Raw genomic sequence first — 223 nt, forward strand, 5'->3', positions numbered from 1 at the left:
CGTTGTTCGTGCTCGATGGGTGGTTGCGCCCGGTGCCTGCTGGGGTGGTCGGTGAGTTGTACGTCGCCGGTGGCGGGTTGGCCTGTGGGTATGTGCGCCGGGCCGGGTTGACTGGGTCGCGGTTCGTGGCGTGTCCGTTCGGCGGTCCTGGGGCGCGGATGTATCGGACCGGGGATTTGGTGTGTTGGGGTGCTGATGGGCAGTTGCAGTATCTGGGTCGCGC

The 223-nt window shown here is 67.3% G+C and carries 1 protein-coding gene; it reads left to right on the plus strand.

Features of this window, described 5'->3' with window-relative positions:
* The coding region (locus SLQ30_RS33060) for an AMP-binding protein (RefSeq protein ID WP_319451261.1) at nt 1-223 on the plus strand (223 nt) is incomplete at both ends.

Source organism: Mycobacterium sp. RTGN4, assembly GCF_033804635.1.
GTDB lineage: Bacteria > Actinomycetota > Actinomycetes > Mycobacteriales > Mycobacteriaceae > Mycobacterium.